The sequence below is a fragment of the Vibrio sp. V08_P9A1T1 genome (genome assembly GCF_963874405.1).
In the GTDB taxonomy this organism is placed as follows: Bacteria; Pseudomonadota; Gammaproteobacteria; order Enterobacterales; family Vibrionaceae; genus Vibrio; species Vibrio anguillarum.
Window position 1 is genome coordinate 1 of record NZ_CAWNIB010000033.1, and the last position, 15,455, is coordinate 15,455.

At 47.5% G+C, this 15,455-nt stretch carries 17 protein-coding genes; 13 read left to right on the forward strand and 4 right to left on the reverse strand.

What is annotated here, in order from left to right:
* Positions 1-125: 125 nt before the first annotated feature.
* The 12 genes from gspC to AACT21_RS02015 are packed head-to-tail and all read left to right on the forward strand — an operon-like array spanning position 126 to position 11,349.
* Entirely contained in the window at positions 126-1,022 is an 897-nt protein-coding gene (gene gspC / locus AACT21_RS01960; protein WP_228376488.1) for a type II secretion system protein GspC, read from the forward strand.
* 38 nt (positions 1,023-1,060) lie between these two features.
* On the forward strand, positions 1,061-3,091 hold the full coding sequence (gene gspD, locus AACT21_RS01965) for a type II secretion system secretin GspD (RefSeq protein ID WP_094164430.1): 2,031 nt from the start codon (positions 1,061-1,063) through the stop codon (positions 3,089-3,091).
* Positions 3,088-4,587 (forward strand): type II secretion system ATPase GspE, encoded by a 1,500-nt coding sequence (gspE, locus tag AACT21_RS01970; RefSeq protein WP_019282846.1) that lies wholly within the window; start codon positions 3,088-3,090, stop codon positions 4,585-4,587. Before gspD ends, gspE begins: the two co-directional genes overlap by 4 nt.
* Positions 4,587-5,807 (forward strand): type II secretion system inner membrane protein GspF, encoded by a 1,221-nt coding sequence (gene gspF / locus AACT21_RS01975; protein ID WP_017045694.1) that lies wholly within the window; start codon positions 4,587-4,589, stop codon positions 5,805-5,807. Before gspE ends, gspF begins: the two co-directional genes overlap by 1 nt.
* Before the next feature lie 50 nt (positions 5,808-5,857).
* Positions 5,858-6,301 (forward strand): type II secretion system major pseudopilin GspG, encoded by a 444-nt coding sequence (gspG, locus tag AACT21_RS01980; protein WP_010319321.1) that lies wholly within the window; start codon positions 5,858-5,860, stop codon positions 6,299-6,301.
* 34 nt (positions 6,302-6,335) lie between these two features.
* Positions 6,336-6,914 (forward strand): type II secretion system minor pseudopilin GspH, encoded by a 579-nt coding sequence (gene gspH, locus AACT21_RS01985; protein ID WP_013855434.1) that lies wholly within the window; start codon positions 6,336-6,338, stop codon positions 6,912-6,914.
* Positions 6,898-7,260 carry a type II secretion system minor pseudopilin GspI gene (gene gspI, locus AACT21_RS01990; protein WP_013855433.1) on the forward strand — a complete coding sequence of 121 codons (363 nt, stop codon included), beginning with the start codon at positions 6,898-6,900 and terminating at the stop codon, positions 7,258-7,260. The genes gspH and gspI overlap by 17 nt, the downstream gene beginning before the upstream one ends.
* Positions 7,247-7,900, forward strand: coding sequence for a type II secretion system minor pseudopilin GspJ (gene gspJ / locus AACT21_RS01995; RefSeq protein ID WP_088731482.1), 654 nt, complete (start codon positions 7,247-7,249; stop codon positions 7,898-7,900). Before gspI ends, gspJ begins: the two co-directional genes overlap by 14 nt.
* Entirely contained in the window at positions 7,887-8,906 is a 1,020-nt protein-coding gene (gene gspK, locus AACT21_RS02000; protein ID WP_017049387.1) for a type II secretion system minor pseudopilin GspK, read from the forward strand. The genes gspJ and gspK overlap by 14 nt, the downstream gene beginning before the upstream one ends.
* The gene (gene gspL / locus AACT21_RS02005) at positions 8,875-10,086 is read left to right on the forward strand and encodes a type II secretion system protein GspL (RefSeq protein ID WP_013855430.1); all 1,212 of its coding nucleotides are present in this window, start codon (positions 8,875-8,877) and stop codon (positions 10,084-10,086) included. The genes gspK and gspL overlap by 32 nt, the downstream gene beginning before the upstream one ends.
* Before the next feature lie 10 nt (positions 10,087-10,096).
* Entirely contained in the window at positions 10,097-10,594 is a 498-nt protein-coding gene (locus AACT21_RS02010) for a type II secretion system protein M (protein WP_013855429.1), read from the forward strand.
* The gene (locus AACT21_RS02015; protein ID WP_094164431.1) at positions 10,591-11,349 is read left to right on the forward strand and encodes a type II secretion system protein N; all 759 of its coding nucleotides are present in this window, start codon (positions 10,591-10,593) and stop codon (positions 11,347-11,349) included. Before AACT21_RS02010 ends, AACT21_RS02015 begins: the two co-directional genes overlap by 4 nt.
* Positions 11,350-11,429: 80 nt before the next feature.
* Here the strand turns inward: AACT21_RS02015 and cysQ are convergent, their stop codons facing one another.
* From cysQ to AACT21_RS02035, 4 genes are all read right to left on the reverse strand, one after another.
* Entirely contained in the window at positions 11,430-12,257 is an 828-nt protein-coding gene (gene cysQ, locus AACT21_RS02020; RefSeq protein WP_010319313.1) for a 3'(2'),5'-bisphosphate nucleotidase CysQ, read from the reverse strand.
* A gap of 24 nt (positions 12,258-12,281) precedes the next feature.
* Positions 12,282-12,827, reverse strand: a complete 546-nt coding sequence (gene nudE / locus AACT21_RS02025) for an ADP compounds hydrolase NudE (RefSeq protein WP_013855426.1) — start codon at positions 12,825-12,827, stop codon at positions 12,282-12,284.
* 155 nt (positions 12,828-12,982) lie between these two features.
* The gene (gene nfuA / locus AACT21_RS02030; protein ID WP_094164432.1) at positions 12,983-13,570 is read right to left on the reverse strand and encodes a Fe-S biogenesis protein NfuA; all 588 of its coding nucleotides are present in this window, start codon (positions 13,568-13,570) and stop codon (positions 12,983-12,985) included.
* 99 nt (positions 13,571-13,669) lie between these two features.
* A complete protein-coding gene (locus tag AACT21_RS02035) occupies positions 13,670-14,371 on the reverse strand; it encodes an amidophosphoribosyltransferase (RefSeq protein WP_013855424.1) in 702 nt (233 codons plus the stop codon).
* Positions 14,372-14,517: 146 nt separating this feature from the next.
* Here AACT21_RS02035 and bioH point away from each other — a divergent pair, with 146 nt between their 5' ends.
* Positions 14,518-15,282, forward strand: coding sequence for a pimeloyl-ACP methyl ester esterase BioH (gene bioH / locus AACT21_RS02040; RefSeq protein WP_038148688.1), 765 nt, complete (start codon positions 14,518-14,520; stop codon positions 15,280-15,282).
* Positions 15,283-15,455 lie beyond the last annotated feature (173 nt).

The following is a 15,455-nucleotide window of genomic DNA, read 5'->3' on the forward strand; positions in this document are numbered from 1 at the left end:
GAAGTATAGTTTGAGGCCAATCCGCCGGTTTTCGTCTGGCTAACGGCTCATGAATGTGAAACATCATGGTTGAAGTAAGAAAATATCAGTAAGGACATCTTTTGAGGCGAATCGATTTTAGCAGTATGACCTCATCTCGCTTATGGCAAGCAGGTTTGCTACAAAAAATACCGCAATGGCAGAAACAAATCAGCCAATTTCTTACCTTAGTATTGCTGGTCACGTCGGCTTGGATTCTAGGAAAAATGGTGTGGCTGATTCAGCAAAACGCGGTTGATATAACGCCTTGGTCTCCAAGAGCAATCGCATCAACGCCGAATGCGGCGCGTTCGCTTGATCTCTCTTCTTTACAACAAGGAAGTTTATTTGGTCGCTATAGCGAGCAGAAGGTCGAAGCCGCACAGCCTGTGGTCAAAGATGCACCTAAAACCAGCCTTAGCTTATTATTGGTTGGAGTGGTGGCGAGCAATGAACCGAGTAAGAGTCTAGCGGTAATCGCAAATCGTGGTAGTCAATCGACCTATGGTGTTAACGAAGTCATTGAAGGAACCCGTGTCAAATTGAAAGCGGTGTTCAATGATCGCGTTATTATTGATAACTCAGGGCGCGATGAAACCTTGATGTTGGATGGAATTGACTATCATAAACCGAGTGTGGCAACGCCTGAGCGCGTTGTTGCGTCGAATGTGCGTGGTAATAACCCAGCGTCTGCAGAAGAGAAGTTGGATGACATTCGCGCCGCTATTGCCAGCAATCCGCAAGAAATCTTTAAATATGTACGCCTGTCGCAAGTGAAACGTGATGACAAAGTGCTTGGATACCGAGTGAGCCCTGGGCAATCTCCTGAGTTGTTTGAGTCGGTAGGGCTACAAGATGGCGATGTCGCAATCGCGTTAAACGGTCAGGATTTAACGGACCCGGACGCCATGAATAAGATTTTTCAGTCAGTCTCTGAGTTAACCGAAATGAACTTAACAGTCGAAAGAGACGGGCAATCCCATGACATTTATATCCAATTTTAGACAGACTGATGCATGAGCATGAGTTTAGGGAGTAAGACGTGAAGCATTGGTTAAACAAAACGACGTGGTTATTGATGGGTGGCTTGTTGTCATCGCCGTTAGCCATGGCAAACGATTTTAGTGCCAGCTTTAAAGGCACCGATATTCAAGAATTCATCAATATCGTGGGCCGTAATCTTGAAAAAACAATCATTGTTGATCCTTCAGTTCGGGGGAAAGTCGATGTCCGCAGCTATGACACGCTTAATGAAGAGCAATACTACAGCTTCTTTTTGAATGTATTGGAAGTGTATGGTTTTGCCGTGGTGGAGATGGACAACGGCGTGCTCAAAGTGATCAAGTCGAAAGATGCCAAAACGTCTGCGATTCCTGTGGTTGGCGATGAAGGAAAAGAGAACGGTGATAGCGTGATCACGCGCGTTGTTGCGGTGCGGAATGTTTCGGTACGAGAGCTTTCACCTTTGCTACGCCAGTTGATCGATAACGCAGGAGCGGGCAACGTAGTGCATTATGATCCGGCGAACATCATTTTGATTACAGGTCGTGCTGCGGTCGTCAACCGTTTAGCCGATATCATCAAACGAGTTGACCAAGCCGGTGACAAAGACATCGAAGTGGTGGAACTAAGTAATGCATCTGCCGCTGAAATGGTGCGTATTGTGGAGGCATTAAACAAAACTACGGATGCTAAAAATACCCCAGAGTTTTTGCAACCTAAGTTGGTGGCCGATGATCGTACCAATTCGATTTTGATCTCAGGTGATCCTAAAGTCCGTGAACGTCTAAAGCGATTGATCACTCAGCTTGATGTTGAGATGGCAACAAGAGGCAATAACCGCGTCATTTATCTTAAGAATGCGAAAGCGGAAGATTTGGTTGATGTGTTGAAAGGGGTGTCTGACAACTTGCAGGCCGAAAAACAGTCTGGGCAAAAAACAGGGCAAAGTTCACAACGCACCGAAGTGATGATTTCAGCACATGCACCGACCAATTCCTTAATTGTTACCGCTCCGCAAGACATCATGAAAGAGCTAGAAGATGTGGTTGCGCAGTTGGATATTCGTCGCGCTCAGGTATTGATTGAAGCGCTGATTGTTGAAATGGCCGAAGGGGATGGCATCAACTTAGGCGTGCAATGGGGCTCACTCGACAACGGCTCTGTGATTCAGTATGGCAACGCGGGCGCGCCAATCGGTAAGGTAATGATTGGTTTAGAAGAAGCCAAAGATACCACCACCAGTAAAGCGGTTTATAATCCTGATGGTACTTTCTTGCGTAATGAAAACACCACCACCAAAGGGGATTACTCTACTTTGGCGTCGGCGCTCGGTGCGGTCAATGGTGCAGCGCTGAGCTTAGTGATGGGCGACTGGACGGCCCTTATCAGCGCCGTGTCGAGTGACTCCAACTCAAACATCTTGTCATCACCGAGTATTACGGTGATGGATAATGAAGAAGCCTCCTTCATCGTGGGCGAAGAGGTGCCTGTTTTGACAGGTTCGAGCGCGGGCGCAAATAACGATAATCCTTTCCAAACCGTAGAACGCAAAGAGGTCGGTATCAAGCTGAAAGTGGTACCACAAATCAACGAAGGCGACTCAGTTCAACTGAAAATTGAACAGGAGGTATCCAACGTATTAGGAGCGAATGGTGCCGTCGATGTGCGTTTTGCAAAGCGTCAATTAAACACATCGGTCATCATTCAAGACGGGCAAATGTTAGTTCTGGGGGGGTTGATTGATGAGCGCGCGGTCGAAAGTGAATCCAAAGTCCCACTATTAGGCGATATACCGGTTTTAGGCTATTTGTTCAAATCGACCAGTACCCAAGTTGAGAAGAAAAACCTGATGGTCTTTATTAAGCCGACCATCATTCGTGATGGCATGACGGCCGATGGCATCACTCAGCGTAAGTACAACTACATTCGTGCAGAGCAGCTTTATAACGCTGATCGCGGTTTGAAGTTGATGGCGAACGACAATATTCCTGTGCTGCCTAAGTTTGGTGATGACCGTACTCATTCTGCGGAAGTACAAGCCTTTATCGAACAAATGGAAAAACAGCAATGACCGAAGTTTTGTCGCAACCTCACTACCGTCGTTTACCGTTTAGCTTTGCCAATCGTTTTAAATTGGTATTAGAGCTGGTAGAAGACAACGAGCTGCCGACGTTATTTTATGTCGCTCCGCTGGCTATCGAATCATTAGTCGAAGTGAAACGAGTCGTGAAACAGCCGCTCAACTTGGTTGAAATTTCACTGGCCGAATTTGAAAGTAAGCTGACCCAAGCTTACCAACGAGACTCGTCAGAAGCGCGACAATTAATGGAAGATATTGGTGCTGACAGTGATGATTTCTTCTCATTAGCCGAAGAGCTGCCACAAAATGAAGATTTGTTAGAGTCAGAAAACGATGCGCCCATCATCAAATTGATCAACGCCATGCTTGGCGAAGCGATCAAAGAGGGCGCGTCGGATATTCACATTGAAACCTTTGAGAAAATCTTGTCGATTCGTTTTCGTGTCGATGGGGTACTGCGTGAAGTGTTAGCGCCGAGTCGTAAATTAGCGCCGTTGCTGGTTTCACGCGTCAAAGTAATGGCTAAGCTTGATATCGCTGAAAAACGTGTACCACAAGATGGACGCATTTCATTGCGCATTGGCGGCCGAGCGGTCGATGTTCGCGTGTCAACCATGCCTTCATCTCACGGTGAGCGTGTGGTGATGCGTTTGCTAGATAAAAACGCCACGCGCTTAGATCTGCACAGTCTAGGAATGACGGCCGCTAACCACGAAAGCTTCCGTCAATTAATCAAACGACCGCATGGCATTATTTTGGTGACGGGCCCAACCGGTTCAGGAAAATCCACCACCTTGTACGCTGGCCTGCAAGAGCTCAACAGCAACGAGCGTAATATTTTAACCGTTGAAGACCCGATTGAGTTCGATATTGATGGTATCGGCCAAACTCAAGTCAATCCTAAAGTGGACATGACTTTCGCACGAGGATTACGTGCTATTTTGCGTCAAGACCCGGATGTGGTCATGGTTGGGGAAATTCGTGATTTAGAAACCGCGCAGATTGCGGTGCAAGCGTCTTTAACTGGGCACTTGGTGATGTCGACTTTGCACACCAATACCGCCATCGGTGCGATAACACGTTTGCGCGATATGGGAATTGAACCCTTTTTGATCTCATCATCGCTGCTTGGCGTATTGGCACAACGCTTAGTGCGTACCTTATGTCCCGATTGCAAAGAGGCCTACCAAGCTGATAATGAGCAGAAAAAACTGTTCAATTGTAAGAAAAAAGAGTCGCTGACACTGTATCGTCCGAAGGGCTGTGACAAATGCAATCACAAAGGGTATCGAGGCCGAACGGGTATACATGAATTGTTGCTGATTGATGATGAGGTACAAGCCTTAATTCATAGCGAAGCCGGAGAGCAAGCAATTGAAAAAGCGGTGCGGGCGAAAACACCGAGCATTCGTGATGACGGGCTTGATAAAGTGCTGAAAGGCATTACCTCACTTGAAGAAGTGATGCGAGTGACGAAGGAAGCATAATGGCGGCATTTGAATATAAAGCGCTCGACGCCAAAGGCAAACAAAAAAAGGGTGTTATTGAGGGGGACCATGCTCGGCAGGTTCGCCAGCGCTTAAAAGAGCAAGGGCTTATACCGATTGAACTCATTGAGACGCAAGCGAAAGCGGCTCAGCGTGAGCAATCGCCTTTGAGTTTTAAGCGCGGTATCAGTACACCGGATTTAGCGCTCATTACTCGCCAGTTATCCACTTTAGTGCAGTCAGGCATGCCATTAGAAGAGTGTTTGAAAGCGGTATCTGAACAATCGGAAAAGCCGCGTATTCGCACCATGTTGGCCGCTGTTCGTTCCAAAGTGACTGAGGGGTATACCTTGTCAGACAGCTTAGGTGATTACCCACATATCTTTGATGACCTGTTTCGTTCGATGGTTGAAGCGGGCGAAAAATCAGGTCATTTGGATTCTGTGCTTGAGCGTTTAGCGGACTATGCTGAGAATCGCCAAAAAATGCGTTCCAAGTTACAACAAGCGATGATTTATCCAGTGGTGTTGGTGGTGTTCGCGGTGTGTATTGTGGCTTTTTTGCTGGCGGCTGTGGTGCCTAAAATCGTCGGACAATTTGTCCAAATGGGGCAAGAATTACCGAAGTCGACTCAATTTTTACTCTCCTCAAGTGATTTTATCCAGCATTGGGGTGTCCAATTGCTGGTGCTATTGGTGATCTTGATTTATCTCGTCCGATGGTTGCTAAGCAAGCCGAACTTGCGGTTGAAGTGGGATAAAAAAATCATCGGCATGCCGTTGATTGGCAAAATCACTCGCGGTCTCAATACTGCGCGTTTTGCGCGAACTTTGTCTATTTGTACCTCCAGTGCGATTCCTATTTTGGATGGGATGCGTGTAGCGGTGGATGTGATGTCCAATAAATACGTCAAGCAACAAGTGTTGTTGGCGGCTGACAATGTTCGCGAAGGGTCGAGCTTGCGTAAAGCGCTTGAGCAAACCAAGTTATTTCCACCGATGATGCTGCATATGATCGCCAGTGGAGAACAAAGTGGTGAGCTCGAAAGTATGCTGACGCGCTCGGCCGATAACCAAGACGCGAGTTTTGAATCGACGGTCAACATCGCATTAGGTATTTTTACCCCGGCATTGATTGCATTAATGGCTGGGTTGGTACTGTTTATCGTGATGGCGACCTTGATGCCGATTTTAGAAATGAATAATTTAATGAGTCGTTGATCATGACTGAATTCTGCAATGATAACGACCAAACTATGTTGGAGATTGGAATGAGAACAAAAACAAATAAACAGTCGGGCTTTACTTTGCTTGAAGTGATGGTGGTTGTGGTTATTTTGGGTATTTTGGCGAGTTTTGTGGTGCCTAATTTGCTCGGTAATAAAGAAAAAGCTGACCAACAAAAAGCGATTACCGATATTGTCGCACTCGAAAATGCGTTGGATATGTATAAATTAGACAACAGCGTGTACCCAACGACAGATCAAGGCTTAGAAGCGCTAGTGACCAAGCCGTCGAATCCTGAGCCACGCAACTACCGCGATAACGGTTATATTCGCCGTTTGCCAAATGACCCTTGGGGCAACCCTTATCAATACTTAAGCCCTGGTGATAACGGTACGATTGATATCTTCACGCTAGGTGCTGATGGTCAAGAAGGTGGCGAAGGCGCCAGTGCCGACATAGGCAACTGGAACATGCAAGATTTCCAATAAGAGAGAGGGCGGCCTTAGCCGCCCCATTTATCTGATGCTATCTCAACGCGGTTTTACCCTACTCGAAATACTGCTGGTGCTCGTGCTGCTCTCGCTCAGTGCTGTGGCCGTTATATCGACGCTACCTAGCACGAACAACGATGATGCGAAACAGTACGCGATGAGCCTTTATCAGCGTCTACAACTGAGTAATGAAGAAGCCATTCTCAGTGGCAAAGATTTTGGTTTGCGGGTCGATGAAAAAAAATCGCATCTGGTTTTCCTATCGATGGAGGACAAGGGATGGCAGCCGCTAGAGAGCAAGAAAATGGCTTCACAGCTCCAGTTGCCTGAGGGGTTATCCCTCCAGTTTGAGCTGGGAGGAAGTGCATGGAAAAACGACGATCGACTCTTCAAACCGGGCAGTCTGTTTGATGACGATAAGTTTGCTGATGAAAACGAACAGAAAAAGCAGCTACCACCACAAGTGTTTATTTTATCGAGTGGTGAGCTGACCCCTTTTGTCCTGAGCATCCATCTTAATCAGCAAGATGCAGAGCAAGGCTGGCGAGTGGTAGTGAAAGAAAACGGGGAAATCACGCTGTTCGCTCCGGGAGATGCGATCGATGGGTAAACAAAAAGCGATGACGCTGTTAGAAGTCTTGGTGGCGCTGGCTATTTTTGCCACCGCTTCCATCAGTGTGATCCGTTCGGTCAGCCAACACATCAATACCGTGAGTTATTTGGAAGAAAAAGCGTTTGCCGCCATGGTGGTCGATAACCAGATGGCGCAAGTGATGCTTACTCCTAAAAACGTACAAGCGAAAAATGGCAGTGAAGTATTGGCGGGCCGAACCTGGTATTGGAAAGTCACTTTAGTACCCACTGCGGATAATTTATTGAAAGCTTTTGATGTCAGCGTGGCTAGTGAAAAAGAAGGATCACCTTTGGTGACAGTGAGAAGTTATGTCGCCAAATAAACGGAACAAAGGCTTTACCCTGATTGAAGTGCTGGTGGCGATTGCGATTTTCGCTAGTTTGAGCGTTGGTGCTTACCAAGTATTGAACCAAGTCCAGCGCAGTAATGAGATTTCAGCCCAACGTAGCCAACGTTTGAACGAATTGCAGCGCGCCATGGTGTTAATGGATGGTGATTTTCGGCAGATGGCAACGCGTCAATTTCGCACCAATGGTGAAGAGCCAAGTCAACAGATGCTGATTTGGAAAGAGTACTTGCTCGACTCCGATCAAAAAGGAGTGCTGTTTGCACGATTAGGTTGGCATAACCCACAGCAGCAATTTCCACGCGGGGAAGTCACTAAGGTCGGCTACCGAATTAAAGAGGGCGTGTTAGAGCGTATATGGTGGCGTTATCCTGATACTCCTGCAGGGCAAGAAGGGATCATCACGCCATTGTTACATGATGTTGAGTCACTATCTCTGCGCTTTTATAACCAAGATAAATGGAGTGAAGAGTGGAGTGATGCCTTGAAAATCCCACAGGCGGTGGCCGTGAAATTGGCGCTGAAAGATTATGGCGAGATTGAGCGTATCTACCTTACTGCTGGTGGTGGCATCAATTCGACCAATAAAGAGGCTGATAATAATGGCGCACCCTAATCGATCCCAACGCGGTGTGGCGTTAATCGTTATCTTGCTGTTGTTGGCGATTATGGTGTCGATTGCCGCAACCATGTCCGAGCGTTTATTCACACAGTTTCAAAGAGCGAATAATCAAATTAGTTACCAGCAAGCCTATTGGTATAGTGTGGGCAGTGAAGCTTTAGCTAAAGTGGCTATCGAGCAGAGCTACAAAGACAACGAAACGATTAACTTAAGTCAACCTTGGGCGATGAAAGAGCAAACGTATCCATTGGATTACGGCACTCTAAAAGGGCGCATCCTTGATAAACAGGCTTGTTTTAACCTGAATGTACTCTCGAGAGCCAGACCTGCGGCAGGGAGTGTCGAAAAACCCTATTTAGTGCAAGTGTTGCAACGGTTATTGGAAGAGCTTGAGGTCGACAGCTATCAAGCCGAAGTGATTGCCGATTCGGCTTGGGAGTATATTGATGGCGATTCAGATGTGCAGTCCTCTTATGGCGTAGAAGACAGCCAGTATGAATCAATGTCTCCTGCTTATCTGGCGGCGAATAGTTTACTTGCGGATAACAGTGAGTTGCGCGCGGTTCAGCAGGTGAGCGGTGATGTAATGAATAAAATAGCGCCTTATATCTGTACTCTCCCCACTGATGATTGGCGTTTGAATATCAATACCTTGGAACCCGATCATGCCAAGTTATTGGTGGCGATGTTCAGCCCGCACTTAAGTGAAGGGGATGCAAAAAACTTACTCGAGAGCCGACCATTTGATGGTTGGGCTTCGGTAGACAATTTTCTCGCAGAGGCCGCATTGGCTGCTGTGGAGAGCAAAGTGAAAGAAGAAGCGAAACAGTACCTAGCTGTCGATAGTGCTTATTTTGAACTGGATGCTCAAATCTTGGTTGATGACTCGCGAGTTCGTATTCGCAGTTTATTGTTTAGTGATAATAGAGAAACCGCAACGGTCATACGCCGTCGCTTTGGAGGGATCAGTGAGCGAGTTTCTGACCGTTCGGCTGAGTAGTCAACAAGACGCTGAAATACCTTGGCTGGTGTGGTCAACACAGCAGCAAGAAGTGATTGCCAGCGGTGAAATATCCGGATGGGAGCAGCTATCTCAGCTCTCTAGCTATGCGGCTGAACGCGCCACGATTGTGCTGCTCGCTGCCAGTGATTTAGTTCTGACTGAGGTCGCGATTCCATCAGGGGCGGCTCGTCGCTTAGAGTCAATGTTGCCTTATCTAATCGAAGATGAGATCGCACAAGATGTGGATGAGCTGCATTTTTCAATTTTGCATAAAACTGCTTCCACTGCTTACGTTGTCGGGGTGGATCGTGCTTGGTTGCGTACCCGCTTAGATGAGCTCAAAGCCGCGGGTTTTGACGTGAAAAAGGTATTACCGGATGTGTTGGCTATCCCTGCATCAGAGGGGTTGTCGGCACTGCAGATCGGCCAAGAATGGTTAATCCGTAAAGGTGAGTATTTAGGGGTGAGCATTGAACCGCAGTGGTTAACGCTGTTTAGTGCTTCAGAATGGGTCAAGCAAGAGGGGCACTATTTACCGCTAGAGGCGTATACCCCGCTCCCTGAGCTGACATTGGCTGAAGGGCAACATTGGCAACAGGCCGAGCCTCATTTAGTCATGGCGTTGCTGACTCAGCAAGCAATAGCGAGCAAAGTGACTTTACTGACGGGAAGTTTTAAAACCAAGTCCTCGTTTTTGAAGCATTGGCAAGTATGGCAAAAATGCGCATTAGCGGCCGCGGTGTTGATTGTAATTTCAACCAGCCACCATCTTTTGCAAGCAGGGCACTACGAAGCGCAAGCCGATGCTTATCGAGCGGAGAGTGAACGTGTTTTTCGCGCGGTTTTCCCTGATAAACAGAAAATACCCACCATCAGTTACCTGAAAAGACTGATGAATGATGAAGCGGCTCGACTCTCTGGCGGTGGGGCCAATGGTTCGATGTTGGAGTGGTTGTCGAAGTTGCCCAGCAGTATCGGCAGCGTACCGAACATGCAGTTGCAAAGTGTTAAATATGATGGCAATCGGGGTGAAATTCGCCTTGAAGTTCAAAGTAATGATTTTGAAAGCTTTGAACAAGCGCGCCTTAAATTGGAAAAGCAGTTTGTGGTTGAGCAAGGGCAGTTAAACCGCTCGGGTTCTGTAGTTAATGGTACCTTCATACTGAAAAGCCAGTGAGGTTAGTGACATGAAAAATAGCCTGAGTGCACTTCAACAACGATGGGCGGCCTTTTCCCCTCGTGAACAGAAATTACTGTTAGGTGGTGTGTCGCTGTGTGTGGTTGCGATCATTTATTGGGGCATTTTAGCGCCACTTAATCAGAAAACCGAGCTTGCGCAAGCCCGGATTATCAGTGAAAGACAATTGCTTAATTGGGTGACGGATAAGGCCGATGCCATTACTCAATTGCGCGCACAAGGTGGTGGGGTGGCAACGACGCAACCGCTCAATCAAGTCATCTCATCAAGTGTGCAGCGTTTTCAAATTGAGCTTATTCGTATTCAACCGCGTGATGAAATGATGCAGGTTTGGATACAACCACTTCCTTTCTCTAAATTGGTGGATTGGCTTGCCTTTCTAAAAGAGCAGCAAGGTGTCGATGTCGAGTTTATGGACATCAACCGTGCTCAGCAAAGTGGCGTTGTCGAAGTAAAACGCTTACAACTGAAGCGAGGTGGTGAGTGAAAAAGAAATTGCTCTATAGCGGGTTCCTTGTAATGGTTTTTCTCATCAGTGTGGTCGCGCATATTCCGGCTTCCTTGGTGATGAATCAACTCTCCTCTTCCGAAGTCATGCGTGTCACTGGTGTTGACGGTACGGTGTGGTCTGGTAGTGCTCAGCAACTCTTTTGGCAAGGGCAAAATGTCGGCGATCTCAACTGGGACATCCAAGTATCACAACTGCTGATGGCCAAGTTTGAAGTGGCGGTACGCTTTGGACGCGGTAGTGATATGGGAGTTCGTGGCAAAGGCAATCTTGGTCTGGGGTTTTCTGGCCCTTATGCGGACAAGGTTGTGGTTTCTGTCGCGGCTAATAAATTAGCGACGCTGTTTCCGCTGCCTGTACCAGTGACTTTTCAGGGGCAAGTCGAATTGTCCCTGAACCATTACCGCTATGATAGCCCGTGGTGTGAATCTGCCGAAGGCTCACTTGCGTGGACCCATGGCCGAGTTGACTCACCTTTAGGAGAGCTCTCGCTTGGTCCGGTAGTGGCAGATCTGCAATGTCAAAGCAATCAGATGACATTGAACGGCCAGCAAAACAGTGATCAAATGAGCAGTGAGTTTACCCTGCAGCTGCAACCAGACATGAGTTACAGTGCGAAAGCATGGTTTAAACCTGAAGCGCAATTCCCACCCGAAATGGCGGAGCAATTACAGTGGATTGGAGCGCCAGACAACCAAGGTAAATATCAGTTTAATTATCAAGGCCAGCTTTGATTGGTTTTTTAACCGTAATCATTTCATACCCCAATAAAAATGCTGAGTCTATTGATCAGCATTTTTATTGGTAATGGCCGTTATGGTTTGACTTGTAAAATGGTATTCCAAGGCAAATCGGCATCCCCTAACACAATAAAGTTGGGGTTTTCTAACGTTTCACGCTCATTGTAGGACAGCGGTTGCAGTTGCGTGTTGAGGATGCGTCCGCCCGCCTCTTCTACGATGCATTGCGTGGCGGCGGTATCCCATTCACCGGTTGGGCCGAGGCGCAAATAGCAGTCGACAGCACCTTCTGCGACTAAACACGCTTTCAGCGCTGCCGAGCCCAGCGGCACTAGCTCATAATTCCATGCGCTGCTCATGCAACTTGTAATACGGTTAATATCTTGGCGGCGACTGATCGCAATCGCGATGGATTGCCCAACGGTTTCGTGCTTGTGTGTTTCAATACGCAAGCTTTCAGACATGTCGGGGATCTTCCATGCGCCTTTGCCTGCGTAGGCGTAGTAGGTCACGCCAGAAACGGGCCCATAGACGACGCCCATCACTGGTTGGTTTTCTTCGATCAGTGCGATAATGGTGGCAAAGTCACCACTGCGCGCAATAAACTCTTGCGTACCATCAAGCGGGTCAACCAACCAGTACCGCTGCCATTGGCTGCGTTTTTCTAGGCTAATGTCCGCCGCCTCTTCCGACAAAACAGGAATATCTGGCGTGAGTTCACTCAGTCGTTCGCAGATCAGTTTATGCGCAGCAAGATCGGCACTGGTGACAGGGGTGTGGTCACTTTTGGTGAACGCTTCGTAGTTTTTCTTTTCGTAGATATCGAGAATCAATTGCCCGGCAGAGCGAGCGATTTCAATTACGTCAGGCAGTAAGTAAGATAAATTATTGGCTGTTGGCATCATCAATCCTATAGCTCTACTTTGTTATTTTAGGCTGCGCAGAGCAAGCAGTAGTGCGGTAATGCTTCGGGCTTCACAGAAATCGAGGTGAGTCAGTAGCTCTTCTGCTTGGGCCAGAGGCCAGCGAATGACCTCTAAAGGTTCGGGTTCATCGCCTTCCATTACTTCTGAGTATAGATCTTGTGCTAAGAAGAGTGTCATTTTGCTCGAAAAGTAAGAGGGGGCAAGTACCACCTCTTTTAAGGGGGTTAAGGTGCTTGCGCCAAAACCAATTTCTTCTTTGAGTTCACGATTTGCTGCTTGTTGCGGGCTTTCTCCTTGGTCAATCAAACCCTTAGGGAATCCGAGCTCATAGCGTTCAGTGCCAGCGGCATACTCTCGAACCAGCAGTAAATCTCCTTGTGCCGTTACTGGCACCATCATGACTGCATGCCGGCCGCTCGGTTTCATTCGTTCATAGGTGCGCTGTTCGCCGTTAGAAAAGCGTAAATCTAATGATTCGATGGTAAACAGGGTCGATTGAGCTGCCGTTCTTTGGGCTAAAATTTCGGGCAGTTTTCTGGTTGGCATACACTAATTCCCGTAAGGCAAATGACTTTTCTAACTATATGAGAAAATGACCTTAATTGAAAAGGACTTGAGCGCGGCAAATGATTTTAAGTATAAAAAAGCCGAGAATCTCATCTCGGCTTCGTTTTTCTGTAATCCACGTATCTAGCGAGTCACTAGTAGTAAGAGTGCTCACCACGATCGTGTTCAGTAGCATCGCGCACCACGGTTAATTCGCCTTCAAATTGTTGAAGCAGTTCTTTTTCAATGCCTTCTTTGAGGGTGACATCGACCATTGAACAACCGTTACAGCCACCACCAAAGGCGACAATCGCAATACCATCTTCGGTGATTTCAACCAAGCTGACATGGCCACCATGGCCAGCTAACTGCGGGTTGACTTGAGTTTGAATCGCATATTCCACACGTTCAATCAGGCTTGCGTCATCAGACACTTTACGCATCTTCGCATTCGGAGCTTTAAGTGTCAGTTGTGAACCCATTTTATCAGTGACGAAATCGATCTCTGCGTCTTCTAAAAACGGCAAGCTCAGTTCATCGACATACGCAGAAAAACCTTCAAAGGCAATTTCAGTATCAGTCGCTTCCACTGCCTCGGGTGGGCAGTAAGAGACGCCACACTCTGCATTTTGAGTGCCTGGATTGACTACAAAAACTCGGATGTTAGTACCATCAGGCTGTTGCCCAAGCAACTTGCCGAAATGGGTTTGGGCTGTTTCGGTAATAATAATAGAATTTGACACGACGAATACCTGAGTAAATTTATAGGTTATTACTTGCCATTCTACTCCTGAAACACGGCGGATCCAGTCCTTTTTACGCGCTAAATAAAACCGTGTTGGTTAATCTTTAGGTTCAGGAGTGCGGCATATGCAGTAAATATCAATCCTTTCGACACCGACTTCAAGCAGTAATTGACAGATTTGCTGCACGGTGCTGCCCGTGGTCACTACATCGTCAACAAGTGCAATGTGCTTGTGCGTGGGAAGGTGCCGTAGTGTGAATGCATGTTTGAGATTTTGTTTGCGCTGTAATTTAGAAAGCCCTTGCTGCTGGGGCGTTGCGCGATTGCGTTTGATCAACTGGTTATCGCAGCTAGCCCCCAGTTGTTGACTTAATTGAGAGGCAAGTAGTGCACTTTGATTGAAGCCGCGTTTTAAGCGCCGTTGCCAGTGCAACGGAACGCTAGTGATGAGCGGGGCGGGAGTGTCGATACGTGGCGTCAGTAAGGCACTCAAATGGCGAGATTGCCAAAATTGACCTTCATATTTGAGTTGATGAATGGTGTGACTGAGCGGAAAAATATAGTCGCCGACACAGTATAGGCGTTGCCAAGGCGGAGGATTCGCTAAACATTGCCCGCATTGAGGCACGGTAATAAGTGTTGGCAGGCCGCACTGTTGGCAGCGAGGTTGCGGTGAAAAATAGGTTAGGCAGGTCTTACACCAAGCCCCAGTTTGGTGAGTTTCAATCGGTAAACGACACAGTAGACACTGACGGCTTACCAAGCGAGTGATGGTTTTTTGAACCCAATGCGATAACATAACTCAACCAAAGCTGTGAAACGAAGTATGGTTATACTCTTGCAACTTGAATCAGTCTTTGTGTTGACCGTGATTTCAAGTGAGTGAGTGTATGATCGGTATTTTTTCAGCGAAGAAGTGTGAATTTAGTGGGGGAATTTGTGAGCATGGCCACAGCGTTATATTGGCAAGCCTCAGGCGAGGGCGATGATCTTGTCTTGGTGCACGGTTGGGGGATGAATGGTGCAGTATGGCAGCAAGCGGTCGATGTGCTTAAAGGACATTTTCGTGTGCACGTGGTTGATTTGCCTGGTTATGGTCACAGCGCTGCTAGTCACGCCGCTGATCTAGAAGAGATCGCGCAGGCGCTAATCATGCAAGCGCCTAAACAAGCCATTTGGGTCGGTTGGTCTTTGGGTGGGTTAGTGGCGACTCATATGGCACTGCATCACCCAAGTTATGTGAGCAAATTGGTCACTGTGGCGAGTTCTCCCAAATTTGCGGCACAGAAACCGTGGCGTGGCATTCTCCCTCAAGTGCTCAGTGCCTTTACTGAACAGTTAATGGACGATTTTCAGGCTACTGTTGAGCGCTTTATGGCGCTGCAAGCGATGGGCAGCCCTCAGGCAAAGCAAGATGTGAAATACCTAAAACAAGCGGTGTTATCACGGCCAGCGCCGAACCCACAATCGTTGTTAGCGGGTTTGGTCATGTTGGCGGAGGTGGATTTGCGCCAGCCGTTGACAGCACTCTCGATTCCCATGCTTCGTCTATATGGTCGGCTTGATGGTTTGGTGCCGGTTAAGGTGGCGCAAGAGTTGCAAAAAACCTTGCCCAATAGCGAGCAGTACATTTTTGGCAATTCCTCCCACGCACCGTTCATCACTGAACTGGACGATTTTTGCCAGCAGCTCATCGCCTTTGCACGTTAAGGCATTGATACCCATGCAATGTCTTTCTACTTAAAGCTACAGCTGTGTTGGCTCACCTCAATCACATCGTTGCTCTCTCATGGGGATTCGCCCGTTTGCTGTCTTTATCTGTAGCGTCCTGAAACGTCAAGCCGTTGGGTGCAAATGTTAAATTAAAAATAAATTTGCTAAAA